Origin of the sequence: Bradyrhizobium retamae (genome assembly GCF_001440415.1) — a bacterium.
GTDB lineage: Bacteria > Pseudomonadota > Alphaproteobacteria > Rhizobiales > Xanthobacteraceae > Bradyrhizobium > Bradyrhizobium retamae.
Genome location: NZ_LLYA01000027.1, coordinates 1 through 6,187, shown reverse-complemented (window position 1 = coordinate 6,187; position 6,187 = coordinate 1). Strand labels below are relative to the sequence as shown.

Sequence of the window (6,187 nt, the reverse complement as noted above, 5' to 3'; positions counted from 1 at the left end):
TTTCTATCCTCTCCGTCGGCAGCGTCAGATGTGTATAGGCGCCAGCGACCGGCGCCTCCTCCGCGGCCTCCCGCCGCGGCGGAGTAGGCGCCGGTCGAGTGGGGGCGGCCGCCGGCGGCGGGGCGCCCGGCGCTCCCTTTGGCGGCTGCCCCTTGGGTCTGCCTTCCTCTTCCTTGGCTTGCGCCAGGACAAGCGGAGCGGTCTGGGCATGCGATGCGGAGCTCGCTAGCTGCGTTACCGACAGGGCAGTTGTGGCAAGCAGCACGATGCGAAGGTTTGTCATGATGTCCTTTGGTCCCCGGAAAAGGCCTGGCAGTAGAAAAGGCCTGGCAGTAACGGAAGTGCCGTATTGAGGTATCAGTTGGTCGATCAGCAGCTAATCATTAGGCCGGATTGTGGCGGCTTACAAATCGCCCGTAGCTTTTTATTTCATGAAAGCAAAGGGTTGCATGGCCCCTCGTTCATTGCGCGTTCAGATGGTGCTTTCAAAGTTTGTTTCATTCGGTTTCCGGATCGGTGGCTGGGTTAGGCGTTCGCGGGCCATTAGGCCCACGCACCGGTAGCTCGTCTGGCATTTCGCCCGGCAATTCCCGCGGCTGGGGCGGCCGGCCCGGTTCATGTACCGGTGGCGGCACCTCCGGACGAGGACGGCCCGGTGGCTCCTCGCGCGGCGGCTCGGTCGGTTGTCCTGGTGTCGCCGGCGGTACTTCCGGCGGTTCGATCGGCATCACGTCTCCCGGACTACAAGTTCCGGGAACGACAACGGCGACGGCGCCGTCAAGTTCCCGCGTGATCCAATCATGGAACCGGGTTACTCGGGTGCGTGGCAGACCGCCTCGATGTTGTGACCGTCCGGATCGAGCACGAACGCGCCGTAATAGTTCGGATGATAGATCGCGCGGATCCCGGGCGGACCGTTGTCGCGCCCGCCGGCGGCCATCGCCGCCTTGTAGAAGGCGTCAACCGTGGCGCGGTCCTTTGCCTGGATTGCGACATGCAGCGGCTTGTCCAATCCGCCCTCGCCGCCGATCCAGAAATCGGGCTTTCCGTTGGCGCCGAAACCTGCGGCGGGTTCGTGGCTGTGTTGCTCCTGCGTGACTTCCATCACGAGGGTGTAGTCGAGCGGCGCCAGGGCTTTCAGATAGAAGGCCTTGGAACGTTCATAATCCGAAACCGGAAATCCGATGTGGTCGATCATCAAGCTCTCCTGCGGTTTGAGAGATGGGTTCGCAACGGAAATTCAGCCTCGCGCCAACAGTGTGTTGCTGCGGGTCTTGCCGGTCTCGGCGTAACCCCGCGAGCGCATGTCGGCGATGCAGTCTTGCTGCCATTCGTCCTTCGACAGATGCTCGATCACAATCGCGCGGGGCCACAAGGCCTGCGGTGCGTCGGCGAAGAAGCCGGTCAACACGCGATCCTCAAATCCTTCGACGTCGATCTTGAGCGCGTCGACATGCGAGACACCAGCCTCCTGCAGAATGCGCTGCAGCCGCAGCGACGGCACCTCGATCGCCTTGCCGGAGGCCCCGCTTGATACGATGTGGCTGGCGCCGAGATTGTCGCCATCGGTCTCGATCATCAACGCGCCATCGGCGGGACCGGCGGCGGCCGCGACCAGTCGCACCTGCCTGTAGCCGGAGGCGGCGTTGTTGAAGGCAAGCCGCGCATGGGTGACCGGGTGCGGCTCGATTGCGATCACCTTGCCGGCGGCGCCGACATGGCGCGCCAGCGCAAGCGCATAGGTGCCGACATTGGCGCCGACATCGACGAATACGCCGCCGGCGGGCACATGCGCGCGGAGAAAATTCAGTTCTTCGAGATTGTAGTCGGGATTGAACAGCGCGCCGCGCTCGGTGGCGCTGGCCTGATGATAGAAGCGGAACGAAGCGCCCTGGTATTGCACGTCGACAGGCCCTGTCCGCAACAGGTTCACCAGCCGCGACAGCATCGGCCGGAACGCACCGCGTTTCAGCCGCGAGCGGTGGGCCAGCGCGATAATGGCGGCCTGTGCGGCATTCGGGGCGAACGCGCCGAACTGCGCGGGTGACGGGTCGTTGTCGGGCGTCAAACGGTGGGTCCTCGTGTAGAAGCGGCGCATGCATAGCCGGTTTTACGGCAGCGAAACAGGGTTCAATTTCTGTCGTGATCGATCGGTCTGCTATGTCCTTGCAAAGGCGGGGCACCGGTACGTTGCGGCCTATCTGGGTCATTGCGAGCGCAGCGAAGCAATCCATAGCGCGGCGAATGGAGAGCTGGATTGCTTCGCTGCGCTCGCAATGACAGGCCGGATGAATCGTGCGCGTCACTCGGGCGAGAAAGAGACCTACGCGGCTTTCTTTGTCCCCTTCCGATGGCGCAGGAAACGGCCGAGCAGGCGGCGTCTATCCTTGCGCGGAATCAGGTCGACGTCGCTGACGAGTTTGGCGCCGCCCTGGCGTCGCTCCAGCACGATCTTGCGGCTATGGAACGCCTCCAGCTCGGCGCGATGGGCGACGCTGACGATGGTAGCGTTTGGCAATTCCTTGATGACGAGCTCCATCATTTTGTCCTGGCTCCCTTCGTCGAGCGCACTCGTCGCCTCGTCCAACACCACGATGTCGGGGTTGTGCAGCAACAGCCGCGCGAAGGCGAGCCGCTGCTTCTCGCCGCCGGACAGCGTCTGGTCCCATGGTCCCTCTTCCTCGATCTTGTCCTTGAGATGGTCGAGGCCGACCTTGTGCAGGGCGTCGCAGATCTGCTCGGCGAGCCAGTCGTCGGCCGCGCCGGGATAGGCGATCGCGCGCCGCAGCGTGCCGGAGGGGATGTAGGGTTTTTGCGGCAGCATGAAGAGCCGGCGGTCAGGATGGAAATTGACGCTGCCGCCGCCCCAGGGCCACAGCCCGGCGAGCGCGCGGACCAGCGTGCTCTTGCCGGTGCCGGACTCGCCGGCCACCAGCAATCGCTCGCCGGGTTCGATCACGACTTCGGTCTCGCCGACGACGGCGGTGCCGTCGTCCAGCGTCACCGAGAGATCGTTGAGGCTCAGCACGGCGCCGCCTTCGGTCGTCCCACGCTGGATGCGGCCGATGCCGTCGCCCTGCTCGGCGCGCTCCAGGCCGTCGAGCGACATCATCAGTGAAGCGATGCGGCGCGCGCAGGCGTTCCAGTCGGCCAGCCGGGGATAATTGTCGACCAGCCAGCCGAACGCGGTTTGCACGATGGTGAAGGCGGACGCCGCCTGCATCACCTGGCCCAGCGTCATGCTGCCCTCGAGAAATTTTGGCGCGCACAATAATATCGGAACCACCGGAGCGATAAGGCCCGATCCCTGCGACACCAGCGTGGTGCGCATATGCTGGCCAGCGAGCCGCGCCCATTGCTGCAGCACTTTTGAAAAGGTCTTGTTGATGCCGTCGCGCTCTTCCTCTTCGCCGCCGAGCAGCGCGATGCTCTCGCCGTTCTCGCGCACGCGGGTCAGGACGTAGCGGTATTCGGCCTCGGCCTGGTTCTTGTTTTCGGATATCTGCACGAAGCTTCGCCCGATCGCTGTGATCGAGCCCGAAGCAATCGCAGCGTAGACGATCGCGGCGATCACGAGGAAGCCGGGGATGGTGACCGTCGAGCCCGGCAGCGTGATCGTGAACGCGCCCCCGATGGTCCAGAGCACGACGATGAAGGTGGCGGCCGACAGAAATGCCGACGTGACGCCGGCGACGAAATCCACCGGCGAATCGGTCGCGATCCGCAAATCCTCGGCGATGCGGTATTCGGGATTCTGATGATCGCCGCCGACCAGGTTGAGTTGATAGTAGCGGCCGTTGGCCAGCCAGCGCGAGATCACCGCATTCGTGAGCCAGGCGCGCCAGCGACGTTGAATGCCCATGCGGGCGAACACCTGGGCCACGCCAAGCAACGCGCTGCCGATGGCCAGCGGAAAGAACACCGCGGTGAGAAAATAGACGGTCGCGGCGTCGCGCCTTTCGATGGCGTCGAAGATTGCGCGATTCCAGACGTTGATGCCGTACTGAAATCCGACATTGGTGACGATCAGGAGCAGCAGGCCGATCGATAGCAGCCACGCCAGCCGGTCGCCGCCGCTGCCCCAATAGCCGCGCGCGCTGATCCAGAACCGCGTCAGCAGATAATTTTTGCGGGCCTGCTCGGCGTCCTCCGGAGACATTTCCGGATCGGGCTCGACGACCTCCGGCGGCGGCGGTTCGACACGTTCGCCGCCCTCCGCCGTGACATCCACGAACTCCGAATCTTCTTGCTTCTCAGGGGATTTCTTGGCTGAGGATTTCCTGACAGATGGCTTGGGCTTCACATCGGATCTGGCCATGCCGCGATAACGTAAGGGGAATCAGATGGTTCCCGCTGGTTGTCTGAGTGTCCCTCCGCCGTCATTGCAATGACGTGGAAGACCCCGAAGCCAATCATTGGCACTTACGGCGCCTGGATCACGCCCGCGTTTCCGCGCTCGGCTCTACCTTCCGCCGGCCAACCCGGTGCAGCACATGGGAGAGCTGCTCGATCGAGTAGGGCTTTTGCAGCAGCTCGAAACCGTAGCTGCCGTGCTCCGACAGCACGTGGCTGTAGCCGCTGGTCAGCACCACCAGCAGGTCGGGATGGCGGCGGCGGACTTCCTGGGCGAGTTCAATGCCGGTCATGCCGGGCATCACGACGTCGGTGAACACGGCATCGAAATGCTCGGCGCCGGCCGCCAGTTCTTCGAGTGCATGCACGGCGTTGCCGACGAGTCTGGTGGCGTAGCCGAGCTCGGCCAGCGCGTCGGTGGCGAAGCGTCCGACCTCGGCATCGTCTTCGACCACGAGCACCGACATCCCGCTTCCGTCGATCGCCGCGGCATCTGCTGCCGGCGTCTGTCGCGATTTGCCGCTGCCGGCGGTGCGCGGCAGATACAGCGTGAAAATGCTGCCCTTGCCCACTTCGCTGGACACAGCCACTTCGCCGTCGGATTGCTTGGCGAAGCCGAATACCTGCGACAGGCCGAGCCCGGTGCCATGGCCGGCCTGCTTGGTCGTGAAGAAGGGTTCGAAAATGCGTTCGAACTGGTCCGGCGGAATGCCGCTGCCGGTATCGGCGACCGATACGGCCACATAGCCATATGGATGCTGCGGCTGCGGGGCAGCGTTGGGCAGACTGGCCGCCATTCCGACCGCAATCGTCAGCCGTCCGCGGCCTTCCATAGCGTCCCGCGCGTTCACGGCCATGTTGATGATGGCGGTTTCGAACTGGCCCGCGTCGGCGTTGACGAAGCACGGTTCTTCAGGCCCAAGGATGACAATTTCGATGCGCGAACCGATCAGGGTGCCGATCATTTCACTCAGCATCTGCACGGTCCGCCCGACGTCGAACACCTCCGGCTTCAACGTCTGCCGCCGCGCGAAGGCCAGCAATTGCCCGGTCAGCTTGGCGGCGCGGGTCACCGTATCCGAGATCGCATCGATATAGCGCAGCCGCCGCTGTTCCGGCAGGTCGGGCCGCCGCAATAGGTCCACGGAAGCGCGGATCACTGTCAGCAGATTATTGAAGTCGTGCGCAACGCCGCCGGTCAACTGGCCCAGCGCCTCCAGCCGCTGACCGTGCTTCAGCGCTTCCTCGGCCACCCGGCGCTTCTCGGCCTCGAAATAAAGGTGGCGCGTCCGGCGCAAGGCCAGCCCCAGCAGCGCAAACAGCAGCGCGGTGGCCGGCGCGCCGAAAATCAGGTGCTGGCTCATGGTGGACAGCCAGCGCGCCCGGATCACCGACGTCTCGAGGCCGGCGCTGACATAGATCGGGTATTTGGCGAGCCGCTGGTATCCGAGCCGCCGTTCGATGCCGTCGGTCGGCGAGGTCACGGTGACGAGGCCGGCCTTGGGATCGGCCGCGATCAGTTTTCCGAGCGCGCCGTTGCGGTCGAGGCGGATGTCTCGGCTTGCGGCGGGAAAACGAGCGAGCACGGTGCCGTCCGTGCGACCGACCGCGAAGAAGCTGCCCGGCTCGCGGCCGATCCGGGCGTAGTAATTTTCGAAATATTCCGGCAGCACGGAGGTCTGGATCACACCTGCGAAGCTGCCGTCCTCGCTCGGGCGCCGTCTGCTGACGCCGAAGAACGCGGCGCCCTGATAGGGCGGCCGCGGCGTGAGCGCTTCGCTAGGGTCTGTTGGGATTCATCGCGAGTTTATCACGGCAGCGGCGAGGTGGATCA

4 protein-coding genes and 2 pseudogenes are annotated in these 6,187 nt (G+C 64.4%); all 6 read right to left on the bottom strand.

Features of this window, described 5'->3' with window-relative positions; all coding sequences use genetic code 11:
* Positions 1–283 (bottom strand): annotated as a pseudogene (locus tag CQ13_RS44950) (OmpA family protein); the annotation flags it as partial.
* Positions 284–497: 214 nt separating this feature from the next.
* Positions 498–728 carry a hypothetical protein gene (locus CQ13_RS45325; protein ID WP_082637337.1) on the bottom strand — a complete coding sequence of 77 codons (231 nt, stop codon included), beginning with the start codon at positions 726–728 and terminating at the stop codon, positions 498–500.
* Positions 729–811: 83 nt separating this feature from the next.
* A complete protein-coding gene (locus tag CQ13_RS06100) occupies positions 812–1,198 on the bottom strand; it encodes a VOC family protein (protein WP_057842111.1) in 387 nt (128 codons plus the stop codon).
* A 42-nt stretch (positions 1,199–1,240) separates the two neighbouring features.
* Positions 1,241–2,068, bottom strand: a complete 828-nt coding sequence (locus tag CQ13_RS06095; protein WP_057842112.1) for an FkbM family methyltransferase — start codon at positions 2,066–2,068, stop codon at positions 1,241–1,243.
* A 255-nt stretch (positions 2,069–2,323) separates the two neighbouring features.
* Positions 2,324–4,318 (bottom strand): ABC transporter ATP-binding protein/permease, encoded by a 1,995-nt coding sequence (locus tag CQ13_RS06090; RefSeq protein WP_057842110.1) that lies wholly within the window; start codon positions 4,316–4,318, stop codon positions 2,324–2,326.
* Between the two features lie 118 nt (positions 4,319–4,436).
* A pseudogene (locus tag CQ13_RS06085) lies at positions 4,437–6,125 on the bottom strand (ATP-binding protein); the annotation flags it as partial.
* Positions 6,126–6,187: the final 62 nt, after the last annotated feature.